General features: G+C 71.4%; 19 protein-coding genes and 1 riboswitch. Of the genes, 14 read left to right on the top strand and 5 right to left on the bottom strand.

What is annotated here, in order from left to right; translation table 11 throughout:
* The first annotated feature begins 3 nt into the window (after positions 1-3).
* Positions 4-1260 carry a L,D-transpeptidase gene (locus ACZ6D7_RS05315; protein WP_469483710.1) on the top strand — a complete coding sequence of 419 codons (1257 nt, stop codon included), beginning with the start codon at positions 4-6 and terminating at the stop codon, positions 1258-1260.
* A gap of 34 nt (positions 1261-1294) precedes the next feature.
* On the opposite strand, the gene ACZ6D7_RS05310 is transcribed toward ACZ6D7_RS05315, so the two are convergent.
* Positions 1295-1696 carry a response regulator gene (locus ACZ6D7_RS05310; RefSeq protein ID WP_469483708.1) on the bottom strand — a complete coding sequence of 134 codons (402 nt, stop codon included), beginning with the start codon at positions 1694-1696 and terminating at the stop codon, positions 1295-1297.
* Positions 1697-1874: 178 nt separating this feature from the next.
* On the opposite strand from ACZ6D7_RS05310, the gene ctaE reads away from it, so the two are divergent.
* The 6 genes from ctaE (at position 1875) to ACZ6D7_RS05280 (ending at position 9010) form a co-directional block, all read left to right on the top strand.
* Entirely contained in the window at positions 1875-2495 is a 621-nt protein-coding gene (ctaE, locus tag ACZ6D7_RS05305; protein ID WP_469483705.1) for an aa3-type cytochrome oxidase subunit III, read from the top strand.
* A gap of 76 nt (positions 2496-2571) precedes the next feature.
* On the top strand, positions 2572-3384 hold the full coding sequence (gene qcrC, locus ACZ6D7_RS05300) for a cytochrome bc1 complex diheme cytochrome c subunit (RefSeq protein ID WP_469483702.1): 813 nt from the start codon (positions 2572-2574) through the stop codon (positions 3382-3384).
* A complete protein-coding gene (gene qcrA / locus ACZ6D7_RS05295; RefSeq protein WP_469483699.1) occupies positions 3381-4439 on the top strand; it encodes a cytochrome bc1 complex Rieske iron-sulfur subunit in 1059 nt (352 codons plus the stop codon). Before qcrC ends, qcrA begins: the two co-directional genes overlap by 4 nt.
* Positions 4436-6073: a cytochrome bc1 complex cytochrome b subunit gene (gene qcrB / locus ACZ6D7_RS05290; protein ID WP_469483695.1), complete on the top strand. Its 1638-nt coding sequence runs from the start codon at positions 4436-4438 to the stop codon at positions 6071-6073. The genes qcrA and qcrB overlap by 4 nt, the downstream gene beginning before the upstream one ends.
* A gap of 140 nt (positions 6074-6213) precedes the next feature.
* A complete protein-coding gene (trpD, locus tag ACZ6D7_RS05285) occupies positions 6214-7278 on the top strand; it encodes an anthranilate phosphoribosyltransferase (RefSeq protein WP_469483692.1) in 1065 nt (354 codons plus the stop codon).
* A 75-nt stretch (positions 7279-7353) separates the two neighbouring features.
* A riboswitch (SAM riboswitch) is annotated at positions 7354-7470 on the top strand.
* A 178-nt stretch (positions 7471-7648) separates the two neighbouring features.
* The gene (locus tag ACZ6D7_RS05280) at positions 7649-9010 is read left to right on the top strand and encodes an aminotransferase class V-fold PLP-dependent enzyme (protein WP_469483689.1); all 1362 of its coding nucleotides are present in this window, start codon (positions 7649-7651) and stop codon (positions 9008-9010) included.
* A gap of 39 nt (positions 9011-9049) precedes the next feature.
* On the opposite strand, the gene ACZ6D7_RS05275 is transcribed toward ACZ6D7_RS05280, so the two are convergent.
* Entirely contained in the window at positions 9050-9331 is a 282-nt protein-coding gene (locus tag ACZ6D7_RS05275) for an Lrp/AsnC family transcriptional regulator (RefSeq protein WP_469483686.1), read from the bottom strand.
* A complete protein-coding gene (locus ACZ6D7_RS05270; RefSeq protein WP_469483683.1) occupies positions 9328-10056 on the bottom strand; it encodes a rhomboid family intramembrane serine protease in 729 nt (242 codons plus the stop codon). Before ACZ6D7_RS05270 ends, ACZ6D7_RS05275 begins: the two co-directional genes overlap by 4 nt.
* Positions 10057-10225: 169 nt before the next feature.
* Here ACZ6D7_RS05270 and ACZ6D7_RS05265 point away from each other — a divergent pair, with 169 nt between their 5' ends.
* The 5 genes from ACZ6D7_RS05265 (at position 10226) to ACZ6D7_RS05245 (ending at position 15591) form a co-directional block, all read left to right on the top strand.
* Entirely contained in the window at positions 10226-10465 is a 240-nt protein-coding gene (locus tag ACZ6D7_RS05265) for a hypothetical protein (RefSeq protein WP_469483681.1), read from the top strand.
* Positions 10466-10503: 38 nt separating this feature from the next.
* Entirely contained in the window at positions 10504-11847 is a 1344-nt protein-coding gene (locus ACZ6D7_RS05260; protein ID WP_469483678.1) for an NYN domain-containing protein, read from the top strand.
* A 213-nt stretch (positions 11848-12060) separates the two neighbouring features.
* Positions 12061-13101 (top strand): C40 family peptidase, encoded by a 1041-nt coding sequence (locus ACZ6D7_RS05255; RefSeq protein ID WP_469483675.1) that lies wholly within the window; start codon positions 12061-12063, stop codon positions 13099-13101.
* A gap of 234 nt (positions 13102-13335) precedes the next feature.
* Complete coding sequence (locus tag ACZ6D7_RS05250) at positions 13336-14358, top strand: C40 family peptidase (RefSeq protein ID WP_469483671.1); 1023 nt, start codon at positions 13336-13338, stop codon at positions 14356-14358.
* A 39-nt stretch (positions 14359-14397) separates the two neighbouring features.
* A complete protein-coding gene (locus tag ACZ6D7_RS05245) occupies positions 14398-15591 on the top strand; it encodes a hypothetical protein (protein WP_469483668.1) in 1194 nt (397 codons plus the stop codon).
* Here ACZ6D7_RS05245 and ACZ6D7_RS05240 read toward each other — a convergent pair.
* Positions 15579-16109 (bottom strand): PadR family transcriptional regulator, encoded by a 531-nt coding sequence (locus tag ACZ6D7_RS05240; RefSeq protein ID WP_469483665.1) that lies wholly within the window; start codon positions 16107-16109, stop codon positions 15579-15581. The two genes, ACZ6D7_RS05245 and ACZ6D7_RS05240, sit on opposite strands and share 13 nt — an antisense overlap.
* 104 nt (positions 16110-16213) lie before the next feature.
* Here ACZ6D7_RS05240 and ACZ6D7_RS05235 point away from each other — a divergent pair, with 104 nt between their 5' ends.
* Positions 16214-17539, top strand: coding sequence for an MATE family efflux transporter (locus ACZ6D7_RS05235; RefSeq protein ID WP_469483662.1), 1326 nt, complete (start codon positions 16214-16216; stop codon positions 17537-17539).
* Here ACZ6D7_RS05235 and ACZ6D7_RS05230 read toward each other — a convergent pair.
* Positions 17497-18735 (bottom strand): glycosyltransferase 87 family protein, encoded by a 1239-nt coding sequence (locus ACZ6D7_RS05230; RefSeq protein ID WP_469483659.1) that lies wholly within the window; start codon positions 18733-18735, stop codon positions 17497-17499. The genes ACZ6D7_RS05235 and ACZ6D7_RS05230 overlap by 43 nt on opposite strands.
* Positions 18736-18813: 78 nt before the next feature.
* On the opposite strand from ACZ6D7_RS05230, the gene ACZ6D7_RS05225 reads away from it, so the two are divergent.
* On the top strand, positions 18814-19956 hold the full coding sequence (locus tag ACZ6D7_RS05225; RefSeq protein WP_469483656.1) for a glycosyltransferase family 4 protein: 1143 nt from the start codon (positions 18814-18816) through the stop codon (positions 19954-19956).
* Positions 19957-20030: the final 74 nt, after the last annotated feature.

Genomic DNA, 20030 nt, shown 5'->3' with positions numbered 1-20030 from the left:
GTCATGAGCCACTCACCCCGCCCCCGCACCGTCGTCGGGTGCACGCTGCTGGTGACCGCCCTGGTCGCGGGCGCCAACGCCTGCGGCTCGGACGACAACCCCCTCGCCGCCCGTCCCTACGACGCGGGCGACCTGATCTCCTTCAACGCGCTCCGGGACGACGGCGAGAAGGCCGACCCGGACAAGCCCCTGGAGGTCACCACCCAGGACTCCGACGACCGCATCACGGACGTCACCGCCGTGGACGCCGCGGGCCGCTACGTGGCGGGCGAACTCGCCGCCGACGGCAACCGCTGGCACAGCACCGAGCCGCTGGCCGCCGAGGCCCACTACACGGTCCGGGTGAGCACCGAGGACGGCGGCGGCGCCCCCGGCCGCCGGGTCGTCACCTTCGACACGGGCACGCCCACGGGCAAGAAGCGGCTGACGGTCGAGTTCGGCCCGGAGGCGGGCCGGTACGGCGTCGGCCAGCCCGTCACCGCCAAGCTGAGCGAGCCCGTCAAGGACCCCGCCGGGCGGGCCGTCGTCGAACGGGGCCTCAAGGTCGACTCCACGCCCTCCGTGCAGGGCGCCTGGTACTGGGTGGACGACAAGGAACTCCACTACCGGCCCAAGGAGTACTGGCCCGCCCACGCCACCGTCCGCGCCCACAGCAACCTGGACGGCATCAAGATCGGCGACCGGCTGTGGGGCAGCCGGACCAAGGACCTCGAACTCACCATCGGCGACCGGGTCGTCGCCGTCACCGACGCCTCCGCGCACCGGATGACGGTCTACCGCAACGACGAGGCGGTCACCACCATCCCGGTCACCACCGGCAAGCCCGGCTTCGAGACCCGCAACGGCGTCAAGGTCGTCCTGGGCAAGGAGTACCTCGTACGCATGCGCGGCACCACCGTCGGCATCGCCGAGGGCTCCTCGGAGTCGTACGACCTCGACGTCTACTACGCCACCCGCGTCACCTGGAGCGGCGAGTACGTGCACGCGGCCCCCTGGAGCGTCGGCTCCCAGGGCTACGAGAACGTCAGCCACGGCTGCACCGGGATGAGCACGTCCAACGCGGCCTGGTTCTACGAGAACGTCCGCCGCGGCGACCTCGTCAAGGTGGTCAACAGCTACGGCAACACGATGGAGCCTTTCGGCAACGGCTTCGGTGACTGGAACGTCGACTGGAAGAAGTGGACGACGGGCAGCGCGTTGACGAACACCGGGCGGGCGACACCGCAGGACACGACGACGCTCAGGCCCGTGCTGGTCTGAGCGCCGGCCCCCGGGGACAGCCCGGTCCGCCCCCTCAGGCGCTCTGGAGCCTCTTCTGCCGCAGCAGGGTGGCCAGGGCCGCCGCGAACTCCACCGGGTCCACAGGCAGCGTCACAGCGGCGTCCGCGCGGCTCCAGGTGGCCAGCCACGCGTCCTGGGGCCGGCCGATGAGCAACAGCACCGGCGGGCACTGGAACACCTCGTCCTTGATCTGCCGGCACAGCCCCATGCCCCCCATGGGCGCGGCCTCGCCGTCCAGGACGACGACATCGATGCCGCCCCGGTCCAGCTCGCGCACGACCGCCGCGGACGTGGCGCACTCCAGGAACTCCACCACGGGCACATCGGGAGCCGGCCGACGGCCAGTGGCCAGCCGTACCTGCTCGCGGGTGTTGGAGTCGTCGCTGTAGACCAGCACCGTGGCGGTCGCCTGCATGCTTCCTCCGTGACATCGGCGTCGTACGGACAGAACCGTTGCGGCGGATGCTACTCCCTTGAACACCCCGTCAACACTGCTTGGAACACGACTTCGATGGGCCATCCGGGCAGTACACGACGTGCGAACACTCCGAACGGCACCCCCCGGAGTGAGGGCGGGATAAGCGACCGACATAATGTCGGTCGTGGCGACAGCAACGACAGTAGAAACCGGGCACGCGCACCCGTCGGTCAATCGGCCGAACCTCACCAGCGTCGGAACCATCATCTGGCTGAGTTCCGAGCTGATGTTCTTCGCGGCCCTCTTCGCGATGTACTTCACCCTGCGATCGGTGACCGGTCCCGAGTTCTGGAAGGAACAGGCCGACGCCCTGAACTTCCCGTTCTCGGCGACGAACACCACGATCCTGGTGCTCTCCTCGCTCACCTGCCAGCTCGGCGTGTTCGCCGCCGAGCGCGGTGACGTGAAGAAGCTCCGGGGCTGGTTCATCATCACCTTCGTCATGGGCGCGATCTTCGTCGGCGGTCAGATCTACGAGTACACCGAGCTGGTGAAGCACGAGGGGCTCTCGCTCTCCTCGGACGCCTACGGCTCGGCCTTCTACCTGACCACCGGCTTCCACGGTCTGCACGTGACGGGCGGCCTGATCGCCTTCCTGCTGGTCCTCGGACGCACCTACGCGGCCAAGAGGTTCACCCATGAGCAGGCGACCGCCGCGATCGTCGTGTCCTACTACTGGCACTTCGTCGATGTCGTCTGGATCGGCCTCTTCGCCACGATCTACATGATCAAGTAGCGGGACCGTTCCGCGCGCCGCAGAAGCGCACATCCCAGAAGCATCGACGCAGAAGATCCTGACACCGGGGTAATCCGTGAAAAAGCTCTCCGCACGACGACGCCATCCGCTGGCGGCGCTCGTCGTCCTACTCCTCGCGCTGGCGTGCACGGGGGGGCTGTACGCCGCGTTCGCGCCCGCGAGCAAGGCGCAGGCAGATGAAACCGCCCAGTCCCTGGCCATCGACGAGGGCAAGAAGCTCTACGCCGTAGGCTGCGCCAGCTGCCACGGCACCGGCGGTCAGGGCAGTTCCGACGGTCCGAGCCTGGTCGGCGTGGGCGCCGCGGCCGTCGACTTCCAGGTCGGCACCGGCCGTATGCCGGCCGCGACCTCCCAGGGCGCCCAGGTGCCGAAGAAGAAGGTCATCTACACGCAGGCCCAGATCGACCAGCTGGCCGCGTACATCGCCTCCCTGGGTGCCGGCCCGAACGTCCCCACCGAGGCCCAGTACGGCTCGGAGGGTGCCGACATCGCCAAGGGTGGCGATCTGTTCCGCACCAACTGCGCGCAGTGCCACAACTTCACCGGCAAGGGCGGTGCCCTCACCGACGGCAAGTACGCCCCGACCCTCGAGGGCGTGGACCCGAAGCACATCTACGAGGCCATGCAGACCGGCCCGCAGAACATGCCCTCCTTCCCCGACACGACGCTGTCGGAGCAGAACAAGAAGGACATCATCGCGTACCTGCACGCGGTCAACGGTGACGAGACGGTGAACCCGGGCGGTCTGGAGCTGGGTGGCCTCGGCCCCGTCAGCGAAGGCCTGTTCGCCTGGATCTTCGGCCTCGGCGCACTGATCGCGGTCGCCGTCTGGGTCGCCGCTCGGACCGCAAAGGCCAAGAAGTCATGAGTAGCCAAGACATTCCAGAAGAGAACCTGCCCGCTGAGCAGGACCACGCGCACGGTGCGGTATCCGTGGCGGACGAGAAGAACCCGTTCGCCGACCCGGGCCTGCCGCCCCACGAGCACCGCATCCAGGACATCGACGAGCGGGCCGCCAAGCGGTCCGAGCGCGCGGTCGCCTTCCTGTTCACGCTGTCGATGCTCGCGACCGTCGGATTCATCGCGTCCTTCGTGACGATCCCGGCCGACAAGTCGATCTTCGTGTTCCCGATCGGCCACCTCAGCGCGCTGAACTTCGCGCTGGGTCTGACGCTGGGCACGGCGCTGTTCACCATCGGCGCCGGCGCGGTCCACTGGGCCCGCACCCTGATGTCCGACGTCGAGGTCGCCGACGAGCGTCACCCGATCGCGGCTCCCCCCGAGGTGCGCGCCAAGGTCCACGCGGACTTCAAGGCGGGTGCCAAGGAGTCGGCGATCGGCCGTCGCAAGCTGATCCGCACCACGATGTTCGGCGCGCTCACCCTGGTGCCGCTCTCCGGTGTCGTGCTGCTGCGCGACCTGGGCCCGCTGCCCGAGGACAAGCTGCGCCACACGCTGTGGGCCAAGGGCAAGCTGCTCGTCAACATGAACACGAACGAGCCGCTGCGTCCCGCGGACGTCGCCGTCGGTTCGCTCACCTTCGCCAAGCCCGAGGGCCTGGAGGAGCACGACGAGAACTTCCAGAACGAGATCGCCAAGGCCGCCCTGATGATCGTCCGGCTCCAGCCCGACGACATCAAGGACCAGCGCGAGCTCGAGTGGTCGCACGAGGGCATCGTGGCGTACTCGAAGATCTGCACCCACGTCGGTTGCCCGATCTCGCTGTACGAGCAGCAGACGCACCACGTGCTGTGCCCCTGCCACCAGTCCACCTTCGACCTCTCCGACGGAGCCAAGGTCATCTTCGGCCCGGCCGGTCACGCTCTGCCGCAGCTGCGCATCGGCGTGAACGACGAGGGCTACCTCGAGGCGCTCAGCGACTTCGAAGAGCCCGTCGGTCCTGCTTTCTGGGAGCGCGGATGAGCACCACAGAGAACACCGAGTCCCGCGAACGCGGGAAGGCACCGGCCGGCGAGCGGGTCGCCGACTGGGCCGACGGCCGGCTGGGGATCTACTCCCTCGCCAAGGCCAACATGCGCAAGATCTTCCCCGACCACTGGTCGTTCATGTTGGGTGAGGTCTGCCTCTACAGCTTCATCATCATCATCCTCACGGGTGTGTACCTGACGCTGTTCTTCCACCCGTCGATGAACGAGGTGGAGTACCACGGCAGCTACGTCCCGCTCCAGGGACAGCTGATGTCCGAGGCGTTCAGCTCGACCCTGCACATCTCCTTCGACGTGCGCGGCGGTCTGCTCATCCGGCAGATCCACCACTGGGCGGCGCTGATCTTCCTCGCCGGCATGTTCGTGCACATGATGCGCGTGTTCTTCACGGGCGCGTTCCGCAAGCCGCGTGAGATCAACTGGCTGTTCGGCTTCCTGCTGTTCGTCCTGGGCATGTTCACCGGTTTCACCGGTTACTCGCTCCCGGACGACCTGCTCTCCGGCACCGGTGTCCGCTTCACCCAGGGCGCCATCCTGTCGATGCCGATCGTCGGCACGTACATCTCGATGTTCCTGTTCGGCGGGGAGTTCCCGGGCCACGACTTCGTGGCGCGGTTCTACTCGGTCCACATCCTGCTGCTGCCGGGCATCATGCTCGGCCTGGTCGTGGGCCACCTGATCCTGGTCTTCTACCACAAGCACACGCAGTTCGCGGGCCCCGGCAAGAGCAACAAGAACGTCGTCGGCATGCCGCTGCTGCCGGTGTACATGGCCAAGGCCGGAGGCTTCTTCTTCCTGGTCTTCGGTGTCATCGCGGTCATCTCCGCGGTCGCGCAGATCAACCCGATCTGGGCGATGGGCCCCTACCGTCCGGACCAGGTGTCCACCGGCGCCCAGCCCGACTGGTACATGGGCTTCGCCGAGGGTCTGATCCGCTTCATGCCGGGCTGGGAGATCAACATCTGGGGCCACACGCTGGTCCTGGGCGTGTTCATCCCGCTGCTGCTGTTCGGTGTCGTCCTCGCGGCGCTGGCGGCCTACCCGTTCATCGAGTCGTGGATCACCGGCGACAAGCGCGAGCACCACATCCTGGACCGGCCGCGCAACGCGCCGACCCGTACCGCGCTGGGCGTCGCCTGGGTCACGATGTACATGATCACGCTGGTGGGTGGCGGCAACGACCTGTGGGCCACGCACTTCAACCTGTCGATCAACGCGATCACCTGGTTCGTCCGGATCTTCTTCTTCGTCGGGCCGATCATCGCGTACATCCTCACCAAGCGGATCTGCCTCGGCCTGCAGCGCCGGGACCGCGAGAAGGTGCTGCACGGTCGCGAGACCGGCACCATCAAGCGTCTGCCGCACGGTGAGTTCATCGAGGTGCACGAGCCGCTCAGCCAGGAGCAGCTCTTCACGCTCACGGCCCACGAGCAGTACGAGCCGGCCGCGATCGGTGCCACCGTCGACGAGAACGGTGTCGAGCGCAAGGTGAAGGGTTCCGAGAAGCTGCGCGCCAAGATCAGCGACGCGTACTTCGGCGAGGACCAGCAGATCCCGAAGCCGACCGTCGAGGAGTACAAGGAGATCACGAGCGGCCACGGCCACCACTGATCGCCAGGCGTCGCCACGCCTTGAGTGAAGGGCCCCGTCCGGTCTTCGGACGGGGCCCTTCGCCGTGCCGTCCGGCTGGATAGGGTGGGATCACACTCTTCCGCGAGTCCCTACTCGTACGTACACACCCAGGAGCGGCTATGAGCGCTGTGACCCCCGCTGGAGGCGACACCGCGGCGGGCCGTTCCTGGCCCGCCCTGCTGAACGGCCTGCTGGCCGGCCAGGACCTGTCGGCGGACGACACCGCCTGGGCGATGGACCTGATGATGCGCGGCGAGGCGACCGACGCGCAGATCGCCGGGTTCGCCGTGGCGCTGCGGGCCAAGGGCGAGACGGTCGCGGAGATCAACGGGCTCGTGCGGACGATGTACGAGCACGCCAATCTGATCGAGGTGCCGGGCCGGACCGTCGACATCGTCGGCACGGGCGGCGACGGCGCCAAGACGGTGAACATCTCCACGATGTCGTCGATCGTCGTGGCCGGCACCGGCGCGAAGGTCGTCAAGCACGGCAACCGCGCCGCGTCCTCCGCGTCCGGTGCCTCGGACGTCCTGGAGAAGCTGGGCGTCAATCTGGAGCTGACGCCGAAGCGGGTGGCCGAGGTGGCCGAGGAGGCCGGGATCACCTTCTGCTTCGCCATCAAGTTCCATCCGGCACTGCGTCATGTGGGCGCAGCCCGCGGCCAGTTGGGCATCCGTACGGTGTTCAACGCGCTCGGCCCGCTGACCAACCCGGCGAAGGTGCGGGCGCAGGCGGTGGGAGTCGCCGACCCGCGCATGGCGCCCATCGTCGCCGGTGTCTTCGCCGAGCGAGGCAACTCCTCCCTCGTCTTCCGCGGCGACGACGGCTTCGACGAGCTGACCACCACGGCCACCTCCCGGGTGTGGGTGGTGCGCGACGGGAAGGTCACCGAGGAGACCTTCGACCCCCGGGACGTCGGCATCGAGCTGGTCCCGGTGGAGGCCCTGCGCGGCGGGGACCCGTCGTACAACGCGGAGGTCGCGCGGCGGCTGCTGGAGGGCGAGCCGGGCCCCGTCCGGGACGCCGTCCTGCTGAACTCGGCGGCGGCCCTGGTGGCCCTCGACCCGGGCGGGGCGACGCTGGCCGAGCAGATCGGCGCCGGGATGGCGAGAGCGGCCGAGGCCATCGACTCGGGTGCGGCCCGGCAGGCGCTGGAGCGCTGGGTGGCGGCCAGCAACGCCTGATACGACCCGATGGTCGTCCCGCGATCCGGACACGGGTTGCGGGACGACGATCACGTCGCGTACGTTCCTGTACCAGGTCATGAGTGACAGTCATGAGGCCCCGGCCGACTGTCCGGCAACCCTCCGTCCGTGGCGGGGTGCCCCGGGTGAGGACCAGGTCGTGGGCAGTGAGGTCCACGGCAAGCGCGGACCCCTCGCACACTTTTCGAGAGTGTGGGGCCAGGGGTCCTGGTCGTCGAGGAGCCTTCCGTGAGTCAGCGAATGCGATAGGGCGTAGAGCCCCGCCTCCGCATCCCTTCTTTCCTTCCTCCGTGCTGGAGCGCCGTCCGCTCGCACGGTGGTTTCCCCTTGCCTCTCACGGGAGTTCGCCATGTCCGTCTCCACCGCTGCCGCCGCCCAGACCGTTTGTGCCCCGCTGCCCGTTCTGGGCCGGGATGTCACCGTCCCGCTCGTCACCGGCGGCGAGGTCACCTACGCGGCCCTCGACTACGCGGCCAGCGCCCCCGCCCTCCAGCGCGTCTGGGACGACGTGGCGGCCTACGCCCCGTACTACGGCAGCGTCCACCGCGGCGCCGGCTACCTCTCCCAGCTCTCCACGGACCTCTTCGAGAACGCCCGCCGGACCGTCGCCGAGTTCCTCGACTGCCGCGCCGACGACCAACTGGTCTTCACCCGCTCGACGACGGACTCCCTCAACCTGCTGGCCCAGGCCCTGCCCGCCGGCTGCCAGGTCTTCGTCTTCGAGACCGAGCACCACGCCTCACTGCTGCCCTGGCAGGACGCTTCTGTCACCTACCTCGACGCCCCGCGCACCCCGAGCCAGGCCGTCGAGACCCTGGAGCGCGCCCTCGCCGCCCGCGACCCGTACGGCCCGGCCCTGGTCTGCGTGACCGGCGCCTCCAACGTCACCGGCGAGCTGTGGCCGGTACGGGAGCTGGCGGCGGCCGCGCACGCCCACGGTGCCCGGATCGTCCTGGACGCCGCCCAGCTGGCCCCTCACCACCCGGTGTCCGTCCGTGACCTCGACGTCGACTGGGTCGCCTTCTCCGGCCACAAGCTGTACGCCCCCTTCGGCTCCGGCGTCCTGGCCGGCCGCGCCGACTGGCTGCGCGAGGCCGACCCGTACCTCGCGGGCGGCGGCGCGAGCCGCCGGGTCACCCGGCGCGAGGACGGGGGAGTGGACGTGGAGTGGCACGAGAGCGAGGCCCGCCACGAGGCCGGCTCCCCGAACGTGATCGGCGCCTACTCCATCGCCTCGGCCTGCACGGCGCTCACCGAGGCCGGTTTCGACACGCTGGTCGCGCGGGAGCGGTACCTGATCGAGAAGGTGCGCACGGGCCTCGCCGAGGTCCCGGCGGTCCGGATCCTCTCCCTCTTCGGCGACGACGCCCCCCGGGTCGGGGTGATCTCCTTCGTCGTCGACGGCTGGAACAGCTCCCACTTCGCAGCCGCCCTCTCCGCCGAGTACGGCATCGGCGTCCGCGACGGCCTGTTCTGCGCCCACCCGCTGGTCCGCACCCTCCTGGGCGGCGCCCCCGAGGCCCAGGGCGAGTGCGGCGCCCCCGAGGCCGCCCCGGGCGAGAAGTCCCTCAACGCCATCCGGGTGAGCTTCGGCGCCGGCACCCCCGACGAGCACGTGGACCGCTTCGTCACGGCCGTACGCGCCCTGGTGAGCGAGGGTGCGCGGTGGACGTACCGGACGGAGAACGGCCGCTGCGTCCCGGCGGTCTAGCCGGTCCGCCGCCGGGGGCGGTGTTCGGTGTTCAGGCGGTCAGGAGTCCAGACCGATCGCGAACGCCGCCTCCAGGTCGTGCTGCGAGTACGTCCGGAACGCCACGTGGGTGTCCGTCGCCTCCACGCCGGGGATCTTGCTGATGCTGCCGGGGATCACCTCGGCGAGGTCCTCGTGCCGCTTCACCCGCACCATGGCGATCAGGTCGTAGGTCCCGGTGACGGAGAAGACCTCGCTGACACTGTCCAGCGAGGCGATCCGCTCGGCGATCTCGGGGATCCGGTCCACGCTGGTCTTGATGAGGACGATCGCGGTGATCACGGCTGGTTCTCTCCCTCGGGAGCCGGAGCTGGGGCGGCCTTCACTCTAGTGGTACGGCCGAAGCGCGCCCACGCGTAGCCGAGGCCCAGCCCGAAGCCCACCAGGTGCGCCAGATAGGCCACCCCGGGCCCCTGGGCCGCCCGCCCCGCCGCCACCCACTGGAGCGCCGCCCAGAACGGCAGCACGACCCAGGCGGGGAACCGCAGCGGCAGGAAGAACAGGAACGGCAGAAGACTGGTCACCCGCGCCCGGGGGAACAGGTACAGAAACGCGCCCAGCACCGCGGAGATCGCCCCCGACGCCCCGACCAGCGAGGACGACGACTCGGCGTGGGCGGCGGCGTACCCGAGCAGCGCGAGGTAGCCGCAGCCGACGTAGAACAGCGTGAACTGGACGCGGCCCATCCGTTCCTCGGTCATCGCCCCGAAGACGTACAGGAAGAGCATGTTGCCCAGGAGGTGCACCCAGCTGCCGTGGATGAACAGGGCCGTCGCCGGGGTCAGGGCGGCCCCGGGGGAGTCCTGGAAGAGTTCCACCGGGATCACGCCCCAGCGGCGGAAGTAGGCGCGCTGCGCGGCGAGCAGCCCGTCGCCGGAGCCGTACGCGGGATTGATGCCCGCGGCCGGGCCGATCACGAAGATCGCCGAGCACAGGGCGATCAGCCCATGGGTCACCGGAGCCGTCCGGAACGCTCTGCCGACGGGTCCGCTCCAGTTGCCGATCATGAACACAGAGCATGGCGTAACGGGACGCACCATCCCGTACCGCCTCGCCGCCGCGGACGGATGGGCGGCGACTACCCGCCAGGCCGTAGGGTTACGAGCCACACACGGCGGGGAGCCTCCGGCGCGACCCCCTCGCACGACCGACACTAGAAGGAAGCGGACAGTCACCATGACGGTTCCCCTGCCGACCGCCTCGACGCGGTGGCGCTGCACCCTCTGCGGCAACCTCACCCGGTTCGACGTGACGCGCTCGTCGAAGGTCGTCGAGTACATCCACCTCGACCTGGCGGGCGAGCCCAAGGTGGAGGAGCGCGAGGTCGTCAGTGAGACCATCGAGTCGGTGCGGTGCCGCTGGTGCAACGCCGTGGACCAGGTGGAACTCGTGGATCGGCCGGGCGCCGACTCCTGACGGAGGCGGCCCCGCACAGGCATTGTGGGGTGTGACGGATGGTGGAGAGCGCAGGCGGGGGGCCGGGCGACGGCGCCGCTGAGGTGCTCGACCGTCCGCTGCCCGACGGCGTGCGCCGGCGGGTCGTGCAGATCGTCTCCGACGGGTTCGGCGGGCTGACCGTCGGTGAACTGCCCGCGCAGCTCAGGCAGTACGCCCGGTTCGCCCCGAATCGCCGGGCCAAGTTCGCGGGCAACGCGATGGCGGCCGCGCTGGAGACCGATCCGCTGTTCCGGCAGCGCATCGCCGAGAAGTTCAGAGAAGCCCAGCCGGAGCTGTCCGGCGCTCTCGACTCCGGCTCGCCGACCCCGGCCGCGGACCCGCTCGACGTGGCGGCCGCGGCCTACGTACTGCGGCCCACCGGCTGGGTGAAGCTGGTGACCGCGGCCGGCGAGGAGGCTCAGCGGGCGGACGCCGAGCGCGTCGACGAGGAGAGCCGGGCCGAGCTGGAGCGGCTGCGCGAGGAACTGGAGCGGACCCGGGAGCAGACCCGGGCGGACACCGGGCGGCTGCGCGCCGAGCTGGACGCGGCGAAGAAGGAAGCGGAATCGCTTCACCGCAAGCTGCGTTCGGCCCTCAGTGACGTCAAGCGCGGCGAGGCCGCCCTGCGCAAGGTGCAGGGCGAGATCGAGGCCGTACGCGCCGAGGGGCAGACCCAGGTCTCCGCCGCCGAGAGCGAGACCCGGCGGCTCAAGGCCCGCCTCGGCGAGGCGGAGGCGGCTCTGGAGGCCACCCGGCGGGCTGCTCGCGAGGGGCGCAGCGTCGAGGACATGCGGGTACGGCTGCTGCTGGACACCGTGCTCGACGCGGCCCAGGGGCTGCGGCGCGAACTGGCGCTGCCCCCGGTGTCCGTGCGCCCCGCGGAGACGGTCGACGCGGTCGAACCGGGACGTATGACCCCCAAGGACATCGCCGCGCGCGCCCTGTCGGAGAACGATCCGGCCATTCTCGACCAGTTGCTCGCGCTGCCCCAGGCGCATCTCGTCGTCGACGGCTACAACGTCACCAAGACCGGCTATCCGCAGATGCCGCTGGAGAAGCAGCGGCTGCGGCTGCTGGGGCAGCTCTCCCAGCTCGCGGCGCAGACCGGCGCCGAGGTCACCTGTGTCTTCGACGGAGCCGAACTGGCCGCTCCGGTGCTGCTGGCGCCGCCGCGCGGGGTGCGGGTGCTGTTCTCCAAGCCGGGTGTGACCGCCGACGAACTGATCCGCCAGCTGGTGCGGGCCGAGCCGCCGGGCCGCCCGGTGATCGTCGCCTCGACCGACCGCGAGGTGGCCGACGGGGTCGCCAAGGCGGGAGCCCGGCCGGTGGCCTCCGCGGTGCTTCTGAAGCGACTGTCCTGAAAGTCGAAGTTGCAGGTTTAATGCCTGAATTGGCCCGGATCGTCACGCAACGTAGTGTCAATCCGGCGTCACCGCACGTGAGTTACGTGAAAAAACTGCGTTGCGTGAGGTGATTTTTGCTCCTGGGGATTTGAACTGATCACGGCGAGGTCACTAAGGTCTGGTGCTCGAACCTCCACACGGGTGATCACTCAAAAGAAGGAGCCCGTCTCCGTGGCGTCCCACCGTCGACCGAAGCAGCCGAGCCGCGCGCGCGTGACCGTGCTGACCACCGCAGCCGCCGCTGCCGTCGTCCTGTCCTCCCAGGCCGCCAACGCGGCGCCGAGCGAGAAGCTCAGCAAGGACGAGGTGAAGACGAAGGTCGACAAGCTCTACGAGGAGGCGGAGCAGGCCACCGAGAAGTACAACGGGGCCAAGGAGAAGCAGGAGAAGCTCCAGAAGGAGATCTCCACCATCCAGGACGACGTCGCCCGCGGCCAGGAGGAGCTCAACGAGCTGCGCGACTCCATGGGCCTGGCGGCCGCCGCGCAGTACCGCACCGGCACCATCGACGCCTCCCTCCAGCTCTTCCTGTCGTCGGACCCCGACGACTACCTGGACAAGGCGTCCACCGCCGACCAGCTCAGCGCCCAGCAGGTCGAGGCGCTGAAGAAGATCCAGGAGAAGCAGCGCGAACTCGCGCAGGACCGCGCCGAGGCCTCCGACAAGCTCAAGGACCTCGCCTCCACCCGGACCGAGCTGGGCAAGAAGAAGAAGGAAGTCCAGGGCAAGCTCGCCGAGGCGCAGAAGCTCCTCAACTCCCTGACCGCCGAGGAGAAGGCCGAGCTGGCCGCCGAGCAGGACCGCGCCAACCGCTCCTCCTCCGAGCGCGTCGACCTCGGTGACACCGGGTCCGCCTCCAGCCGCGCCGCCGCCGCCTTCGCCGCGGCCCAGTCCAAGCTCGGCACCCCGTACGTCTACGGCGCCACCGGCCCGTCCTCCTACGACTGCTCGGGCCTCACCTCCTGGGCCTACGCCCAGGCCGGCGTCGGCATCCCGCGGACCTCCGAGTCGCAGTCGACCATAGGCACGAAGATCTACTCGAGCAGCCAGCTCCAGGTCGGCGACCTCGTCTTCTTCTTCAACGACCTGCACCACGTCGGCCTGTACGCCGGCAACGGCCAGATCATCCACGCGCCGCGCACCGGCACCGTCGTCCGGTACGAGTCGATGTCCACCATCGGCGGCCCGTTCATGTTCGGCGTCCGCGTCTGACCCGGAGCCCGCGACCGGGGTTCCTCACCCCCACGGGTCCGTTCCAAGATCAGGACACGACACCGCCCGAACGGGCGAATTACGACGACCCGAAGTGACCCCACGCCCCGCCGGTGACCTGCGTCAGCGGCGGGGCGTCACTGTGTGTGCTCTCCCGAGGTCTTTGGTCACCCCCTGGACACGGGGCTACTGTCTGCCGCGTTTCGTCAGCCAGTGGAAGGAGCGCGGCTTCCCGTGGGGTCCCATCGCCGCCTTGCACCGTCCGGGTTCGACCGGGGCGCCACCAGCGCCCTGTCCGTGCTGTCCGCCGCGGCCGCCGCGCTCGGCGCCCTGTCCGCGGTACCGGCCACGGCCGCGCCGCACGACGACACCCGGGCCGAGGTGGACCGGCTCTACGAGGAGGCGGAGAACGCCACCGAGGCCTACAACAAGGCCGGCGAGCGCGCCGGCACCCTGCGCGAGCAGGTCGGTGACGCCCGGGACGCGATCGCCCGGCAGCAGGCCCGCATCAACGACCTGCGGGAGGAACTCGGTTCACTGGCCGGCGCGCAGTACCGCTCCGGCGGCCTCGACCCGTCCCTGGCGCTGCTCTTCTCGGACGACCCGGACGAGTACCTCGACAAGGCGTCCGTCCTCGACCGCATCACCACCCACCAGGCCGGGGAACTCAAGGAACTCCAGGGCGCCGTGCGCGATCTCGCCCAGGAGCGGGCCGAGACCGCGAGCAAGCTCGCCGAGCTGGAGAAGAGCCGCAAGGCCGTGGCGAGCCACAAGCGGACCGTCGAGCGCAAGCTCGCCCGGGCCCGGCAGCTGCTCAACTCGCTGCCGTCCGCCGAGCGGGCCGCCTATGACCGGGCCTCCCGCGCCGGCCGCTCCGACATGCCCGACCTCGGGGGCGCCGTCCCGGCCTCGGGGCGTGCGGCCGCCGCGCTCGCCGCCGCCCGCTCCGCGCTCGGCAGGCCGTACGTCTGGGGCGCCAACGGCCCCTCCGGCTTCGACTGTTCGGGCCTGATGCAGTGGTCGTACGGGCAGGCCGGGGTCTCCCTGCCGCGCACCTCGCAGGCCCAGGCCCACGCGGGACGGCGCGTGCCGCTCTCCGAGGCCCGGCCCGGGGACATCGTCACCTACCGCTCCGACGCCAGCCATGTCGGCATGTACGCCGGCAACGGCCAGGTCATCCACGCCCCCTACCCGGGCGCGCCGGTGCGCTACGACCCGGTCGGGATGATGCCGGTCTCCTCGGTGACCAGGCCCTGACCGGCGCCCGCTCGGGTGCCTCGCCGTACGATCGGGAGGATGGCTGGGCACAGGCGGGCGCGCGGATCGGAGGTGGTGGCGCTCTGTCTGCTGCTCGTCTCCCTGGTGGCCTGCGGCGGCCGGCCCGCGCAGGACGGCGCGCGGGCCGAGGTGCAGCGGGTGCTGGACCGGCGCGCGGCGGCCGTCCTCGACCACGACGCCCGCGCGTACGCCGCCACCGGCGCCGCCGCCCCCTACGCCCGGCTGAAGGCCGTACCCCTGGCCGCCTGGTCGTACCGGGTGACCGCCGTGCGCCGTGACGGCGACACCGCGACCGCCGACGCCGAACTGAGCTACCGCGTCGAGGGCTACGACCGGGCCGCCCCCGTGACCGCCGGCCGTACCCTGCGGCTCGCCCGGGACGCGGCCGGGCGGTGGTCGGTGACCTCCGAGAAGCCCGCCCCGAAGGCCGCCGAACAGCTGTGGGACCAGGGCGAGGTGACCGCGGTGCGCGGCGCCCACAGTCTCGTGCTGGGCGTCGGGCAGGCCGCGGAGCGGCTGCGGGAGTTCGCGGACCTCGCGGACGGCGCGGTACCGGCGGTGTCGGCGGCCTGGGGCACCGGCTGGGCCGGGCACGTCGTCGTCCTCGTGCCGCGGTCGCTGGAGGGCATGGCGGGACTGCTCGGCTCGCCCGCCTCCTCCTACCGGGGCATCGCCGCCGTCACCACCGGGGAGACCGGCGGCGGGGCCGGGGCGCCCGCCGACCGGATCGTGGTCAATCCCGACGCCTACGCCATGCTCGGCGAGGTCGGCCGGCAGGTCGTCCTCACCCACGAGACCGCCCACGTGGCCACCCGCTCCCACACCAACGCCGCCACCCCGCTGTGGCTGTCCGAGGGGTACGCCGACTGGGTCGGCTACCGCGAGACCGGCCGCACCCCCCGCCAGGCCGCTTCCGAACTCCACAACGCGGTCGCCCACGAGGACCTGCCGGCGGAGCTGCCCACCGACGACGACTTCGGCTTCTCCGGGGACGCGACCCGGCTGGCCCGCGCGTACGAGGGCGGCTGGCTGGCCTGCCGGATGATCGCCGACCGGTGGGGCGAGGTGAAGCTGGACGCGTTCTACCGGGCCGTGGGGGCGCACGAGGAGCGGCCGGGAGCGGTCGAGGGTGCGCTGAAGAGCGTGCTGGGCGTCTCGGTGGCGGACTTCACCGCGGACTGGCAGGCGTATCTGCGGGATCAGCTCGGCTGAGCCAGCGTGTCGAGTGCCTCCCGGAGCCAGGCCCGTTCGGCCTCGCCCGTGGCCCGCGCCACCCGCAGCACGCCCTGCCGGAACAAATCCCCGGTCTCCTCCGCCCGCACGGGCCTGCCGCCGTCGTAGAAGAAGCTCGTCGGCGCCTCCAGGAAGTCCAGCCGGCGGCGCAGGACGGCCGCCTGCTCCGCGCGGTCGGGCAGGTGCCGCAGGAACGCCAGGACCGTGTTGAAGCGGACGTGGTCGGTGATGTCGGTCTGTCCGGGGTGGCGAAGCCGCTCCAGGAGGTCCTCGCGGCCCAAGTCGGTGAGCGACAGCACCCGGCGCCGGGCCGCGCTCGCGCCGTCCTCGGTGCGCTGGTCGAGCTTGCCGGCGGTGACCAGCCGGGTGATCGCAGGGTAGAGCGCGCCGTCGCTGACCGGGCGGACATGGCCGGTCAGGGCGGTGATCCGTTCCTTCAACTCGTAGCCGTGCAGGGGCTCGTCGGCGAGGAAGCCGAGGATCGACAGCTCCAGCATGGTTCTCCCTTGCGGTCGCGATGCGTCCATGTTACCTCTAATCGAGTTACCTCGATTAGAGGTAACTCGATTAGAGGTAACTCGATATGAGGGGGATCGTCGTCGTGAACAGTCACCGCAAACAGCTCGTCTCGCTCGCCCACCCCGTCTACTTCTCGCTGCTCGCCCCGGTCGTCGCCGGGATCGTCAACACCGTCTGGGTCTCCCGGCTCGGCGGCCCGGCGGTCGCCGCCGTCGCGGTCGCCACCAACACCGAGAACGTGCTGCTCGGCATCGCCCTGGTCTTCGCCTCCGGGACGACCGTGCTGGTCGCGCACGCCCGGGGCGCCCGGGACCCGGGGGCCGTGCGCTCGGCCGTACGGGGCGGCTGGGCGCTGTGCGCGACGGTCACGCCCGTGGTCGCGGTCGGCGGGTACCTGGCGCGCGAGCCGCTCGCCCGGCTCGTCCTGGGCGGCGACGGCGGCCCGGCGGTGCCGCTCGCGGTCTCCTACTTCGCGATCTCGATGCCGGGCACGGCCGTCTTCCTCGCCCAGCAGCTCGTCGACGGCATCCTCAAGGGCACCGGCGACACCCGCACCCCGATGCGCCTCGCCCTCCTCACCGGCGGCCTGATCCTGGTCTGCGACCCCCTCTTCATCCACCTCCACGGCGTCCCGGGCGCCGCCGCCTCCACCGTGTTGTGCCGGTGCGTGGCGCTGGGGGCGGGGCTGGTCGCGCTGCGGCGCAACGCCCTGCTGCGGTCCGCCGCCGGCGCCCCGCCCACGCTCGGCGTCGCCGACTCCCTCCGGCGGACCCTGCGCACCGGCGGGCCCATGTCCGTCGACTTCACCGTCCGGCAGGCCGGGGCGCTCGCCCTGGTGGCCGTGGTGGCGCGGCTCGGGGTCACGGCCGTGGCCGCGTACGCGACCGCCTACAAGGTCATGTACGGGGCGACCATGGCCTTCTACGCCGTGCGCCAGGCCGCCGCCATCCACACCGCCCACACCCGGGGCGAGGGGCGCCAGGAGCGGCGGGCGATCGCGCGGCAGGCCGTGGCCCTGTCCGGCGCGGTCGGGCTCGTCGCCACCGCCCTGCTGGCCGCCACGGCTCCCTGGATCATGGCGGCCTTCGGCGCCGGGCCCGCCGTGGCCCACGAGGGCGTGCTGTTCCTGCGCTGCGTCGGGCCGTACCTGGTGCTGATGGCCGGGTTCATCGCCCTCGGCGGGGTCTTCGAGGGGAGCGGCGGAGCGCCGGTGCTGCTGCGGGTGACCCTGCTGGGTACGGCCGTCCAGCTGCCGCTCGCGCTCGCGCTGTCGGGGTTCGGGTTGCCGGGGGTGTGTCTGGCGCTGGCGCTCGCCATGGCCGTGCAGTGCGCGGCGGTGGGGGTGGTCCTGCGGCGGACGTGGCGTCAGGAGGGGGAGGCGGCCCGCTCGCCGGTACGGGTGGCGTGAGCGGGGGCGGCGTCGAGGGGGCCGCGGGGCACGGTCGAGCGCCACAGCCGTACCGCCGCCGTCAGCGCGGCGGCCACCAGCAGGCCGTTGCGCAGGAACAGCAGGCCGACGCCGAGCGGGGCGCTCAGGACGACGTCCGTGAACCGGACCGGGAACTCCAGGGCCGTCACCGGGCACGCGGCCAGCACCAGCACGGCGGGCAGGGCCACCACGCCGTCCCGGAAGCACAGGCAGACCGCCGCCAGACCGATCAGCCACACCAGGTACTGGGGGCTGATCACCCGGCTGGTCACGGTGAACAGCAGCACCGCCGTGAACGCGGCCTCCGCCAGGGTGTGCGGCGCGAACCGGCGCGCCGCGAGCCGCCACAGCAGCAGCCAGCCGAACGCCACCGCGCTCAGCGCGAGGGCCGCGTCGCTCACCACGTCCACGTACGGGCCGAGGAATTCCACCGAGCCGTAGTTCAGGAGCACCTCTCCCCGCCAGCCGAAGTGCCGGGCCGCGTGGAAGACCAGCGCGCCCAGCGACTCCACCTCGGTGCCCCGGTCGCGCTGGAAGGTGAGGAAGGTGAACGCGCCGGGCATGGTGAGCGCGAACAGCGCGCACAGGGCACCGGCCGTCACCGCCGCCGCTCCCCACGCCCGGCGCCGCAACGCGCCCACCAGCAGCAGCGCCGGCCACACCTTCAGCAGCGCGGCGAGGCCCGTGAGCGCGCCCATCGCCCGGGGGTGGCGGGCACCCGCGACCAGCGCGGCCACGGCCACGGCGGTCACCATCACGTCGTAGCGGGCGTAGACCGTCGGGCCGAGCAGCGGGACGCCCGCCACCCACACCCAGGCGCCGCGCCGCGAGCGGCCCGGCCGCAGGCCCGCGGACAGCAGCGTCGTCAGGACGGCCAGGTCGGCGAGGAAGACCAGGACGAAGAAGGCGTGGGCGTAGTCGAGGAAGGGCAGCAGGGCGGGGGAGAGGATCGCGAGCGCGGCGGCGGGCGGGTACTGCCAGGTGACGTCCGCCCGCGGGAACGTTCCGGTGCGCAGCACCTCGTACCAGCCCCGGTAGATGGACGAGACGTCGGTCGTCACGTCCGGGCCCGGGAAGACGAACACCTTGAAGACGAAGAGCAGCAGCACGAGCCGGGTCACGCCCCAGGCCGCGAGCAGCCAGGCGGGCGACGGCGTCGCGTTCTTCGTCGTCATGCGGCCCATGATTGCCCGCCGGGCTGTGAGCCGCCGCCCTGCGCGGCTGTGCATGGCGTTTGGATAAGGTCGGCTGCGATGCACAAGACCCTGATCGTGACCAACGACTTCCCGCCCCGCCCCGGCGGCATCCAGGCGTTCCTGCACAACATGGCGCTGCGGCTCGACCCCGACCGGCTGGTCGTCTACGCCTCGACCTGGAAGCGGTCCCGGGAGGGCGTCGAGGCGACGGCCGCCTTCGACGCCGAGCAGCCCTTCACCGTCGTACGGGACTCCACGACGATGCTGCTGCCGACGCCCGGGGCGACCCGGCGGGCCGTCGGGCTGCTGCGGGAGCACGGGTGCGCGTCGGTGTGGTTCGGGGCGGCCGCGCCGCTCGGGCTGATGGCGCCCGCGCTGCGCAAGGCCGGCGCCGAACGGCTGGTGGCGACCACTCACGGGCACGAGGCCGGCTGGGCGCAGCTGCCCGCCGCCCGGCAGCTGCTCGCCCGGATCGGGGAGAGCACGGACACGATCACCTATCTGGGCGAGTACACCCGCTCGCGGATCGCGACCGCGCTGAGCGCCGAGGCGGCCGGGCGGATGACGCAGCTGCCGCCGGGCGTGGACGAGAAGACCTTCCACCCCGGCTCGGGCGGCGACGAGGTGCGGGCGCGGCTCGGGCTGACCGACCGGCCGGTGGTCGTGTGCGTCTCGCGGCTGGTGCCGCGCAAGGGCCAGGACACGCTGATCCTGGCCATGCCCCGGATCCTGGCCGCCGAGCCGGACGCCGTGCTGCTGATCGTCGGCGGCGGGCCGTACGAGAAGGACCTGCGCCGGCTCGCCGGGGAGACCGGGGTCGCCGGCTCCGTGCGCTTCACGGGCGCCGTGCCCTGGGCCGAGCTGCCCGCGCACTACGGCGCCGGGGACGTCTTCGCGATGCCGTGCCGGACGCGGCGGGGCGGGCTGGACGTCGAGGGGCTCGGGATCGTCTATCTGGAGGCGTCGGCCACCGGGCTGCCCGTCGTCGCCGGGGACTCCGGCGGCGCGCCCGACGCCGTGCTCGACGGCGAGACGGGGTGGGTCGTGCGGGGCGGCTCCCCGGCCGACGCCGCCGAGCGGATCGTCGTGCTCCTCGGCGACGCCGAACTGCGCAGCCGGATGGGCGAGCGGGGGCGGCGCTGGGTGGAGGAGAAGTGGCGCTGGGACCTCCTGGCGGACAGGCTCAGGGCGATTCTGTAAAAGGCCGTCTCAAAGGTTCGAACCGGACCTGTCGTACCTCTAGGCAGCGGGCGAAAGTCCGCTGATGCTGCGCA

The sequence above is a fragment of the Streptomyces sp. NPDC041784 genome (assembly GCF_055591025.1).
The sequence above is the reverse complement of the archived record's forward strand: the minus strand, read 5'-3'. Positions and strand labels throughout refer to the sequence as shown.

Excerpts from the sequence above, each read along its gene's own strand:
- ACZ6D7_RS05315 (WP_469483710.1), top strand. The coding sequence starts at position 4 with ATGAGCCACTCACCCCGCCCCCGCACCGTCGTCGGGTGCACGCTGCTG.
- ACZ6D7_RS05310 (WP_469483708.1), bottom strand. The coding sequence starts at position 1,696 with ATGCAGGCGACCGCCACGGTGCTGGTCTACAGCGACGACTCCAACACC.
- ctaE (WP_469483705.1), top strand. The coding sequence starts at position 1,875 with ATGTCGGTCGTGGCGACAGCAACGACAGTAGAAACCGGGCACGCGCAC.
- qcrA (WP_469483699.1), top strand. The coding sequence starts at position 3,381 with ATGAGTAGCCAAGACATTCCAGAAGAGAACCTGCCCGCTGAGCAGGAC.
- qcrB (WP_469483695.1), top strand. The coding sequence starts at position 4,436 with ATGAGCACCACAGAGAACACCGAGTCCCGCGAACGCGGGAAGGCACCG.
- trpD (WP_469483692.1), top strand. The coding sequence starts at position 6,214 with ATGAGCGCTGTGACCCCCGCTGGAGGCGACACCGCGGCGGGCCGTTCC.
- ACZ6D7_RS05280 (WP_469483689.1), top strand. The coding sequence starts at position 7,649 with ATGTCCGTCTCCACCGCTGCCGCCGCCCAGACCGTTTGTGCCCCGCTG.
- ACZ6D7_RS05270 (WP_469483683.1), bottom strand. The coding sequence starts at position 10,056 with ATGATCGGCAACTGGAGCGGACCCGTCGGCAGAGCGTTCCGGACGGCT.
- ACZ6D7_RS05265 (WP_469483681.1), top strand. The coding sequence starts at position 10,226 with ATGACGGTTCCCCTGCCGACCGCCTCGACGCGGTGGCGCTGCACCCTC.
- ACZ6D7_RS05260 (WP_469483678.1), top strand. The coding sequence starts at position 10,504 with ATGGTGGAGAGCGCAGGCGGGGGGCCGGGCGACGGCGCCGCTGAGGTG.
- ACZ6D7_RS05245 (WP_469483668.1), top strand. The coding sequence starts at position 14,398 with ATGGCTGGGCACAGGCGGGCGCGCGGATCGGAGGTGGTGGCGCTCTGT.
- ACZ6D7_RS05240 (WP_469483665.1), bottom strand. The coding sequence starts at position 16,109 with ATGCTGGAGCTGTCGATCCTCGGCTTCCTCGCCGACGAGCCCCTGCAC.
- ACZ6D7_RS05230 (WP_469483659.1), bottom strand. The coding sequence starts at position 18,735 with ATGACGACGAAGAACGCGACGCCGTCGCCCGCCTGGCTGCTCGCGGCC.
- ACZ6D7_RS05225 (WP_469483656.1), top strand. The coding sequence starts at position 18,814 with ATGCACAAGACCCTGATCGTGACCAACGACTTCCCGCCCCGCCCCGGC.